Annotated in this window: 2 protein-coding genes; both read left to right on the plus strand. The window is 65.4% G+C overall.

The window, feature by feature from the left end:
* Nucleotides 1-1,181 (plus strand): thiolase family protein (locus FH975_RS16195; protein WP_162322203.1); only part of this gene is annotated, 1,181 nt, incomplete at its 5' end.
* Between the two features lie 26 nt (nt 1,182-1,207).
* Nucleotides 1,208-1,394: aldehyde dehydrogenase family protein (locus FH975_RS17005; protein WP_162322204.1), on the plus strand; the 187-nt coding region annotated here is incomplete at its 3' end.

The following is a 1,394-nucleotide window of genomic DNA, read 5'->3' on the forward strand; positions in this document are numbered from 1 at the left end:
TCTCGGTTAAGCAACTCGTCGACGAGGCGGTCACTGCGGCACTGGCAGACGCCGGCGTACAGCCCGACGCGGTGCGGGCATCGTTCTTCGCCAACGCGATGCAGGGTCACCTTGAGGGACAGCACGCCGTGGCAGGTCAGGTGGCGCTGAGGTCGCTGGGCCTCCAGACCTGGCCTGTCGTCAATATCGAGAACGCCTGCGCCAGCGGCGACACGGCATTGATGCTGGCCGATGCGCACATTCGAGCCGGTCTGGCCGACGTGGTCCTGGTCGTCGGTGTTGAGCGGATGACGCACGATAAGGTCGGATCTTTTGCCTGGTTCGATGGTGCATGGGACGTCACGAAGGCGAATGAGACCGCCAAGAACCTGCTTGCCCTCGGGGAGGCTGTTCCGACGCCACCAGATGTCGTCGAGCCGACGGGCGATGCTAAGAGCCTCTTCATGGATGTCTACGGGGCCCTGACGAAGTTCCACATGGCGCAGTACGGGCTGACCGCTCGCCAGCTCGCCTCCGTCTCAGCGAAGAACCACGCGTACAGCGTCCACAACAAGAAGGCGCAGTACCAGCGCGCCTTCACTGTCGACGAAGTTTTGGGAGCGCCGGTGGTGTCGTGGCCCATCACTCTCCCCATGTGCGCGCCGATCACTGATGGTGCCGCAGCGGTCGTGCTGTGCAGCGATGCCGTGCTAGCGACGATGGGCCGCGATCGTGCAGTGCCCGTCGCAGCGGTCGAGCTCAGGAGCGGATCCGATCGGGATCCGGAGGAACTTGATCGTCACCTCTCGGTCGGGGCTGCGCGAGCAGCCTACGAACGGGCGGGTATCGGCCCCGAGGACATCGACGTTGCGGAGGTCCACGACGCGACGAGCTTCGGGGAGATCCTGCAGTCGGAGAATCTCGGACTTGTGCCGCGCGGGGAAGGCGGCGCCGCGGCCGAGTCCGGCGTGACCAGTATGGGGGGACGGATCCCGGTGAACCTTTCCGGCGGACTCGTCTCCAAGGGGCACCCGATCGCGGCAACGGGGCTCGCGAAGACCTACGAACTCGTCCGCCAGCTACGTGGTGAGGCAGGCGCCCTGCAGGTCGAGGGCGCTCGTTGGGCGATCAGCCAAGGCGGCGGCGGTTTCCACGGGATCGAGGACGCATCGACGTGCGTCACGATCCTTGGCGGCCGATGAGCAACTCTGAGAGGTAAGGAATTCACGTGTTCACAACCGGAACCTACATCGCCGGAGCCTGGGTCGAGGCCCACGGAACCGAGCGCATCGACGTCATCAATGCCGCCACCGAGGAAACCCTCGGGTCGGTACCGGCCGGAGACGAAGTCGATGTCGATAGGGCAGCCGACGCGGCCCGAGCTGCCTTCCCTAAATGGTCAAGCACGAGCCGCA

It is taken from the genome of Nesterenkonia haasae (assembly GCF_010119385.1).
GTDB classification, from domain to species: domain Bacteria; phylum Actinomycetota; class Actinomycetes; order Actinomycetales; family Micrococcaceae; genus Nesterenkonia; species Nesterenkonia haasae.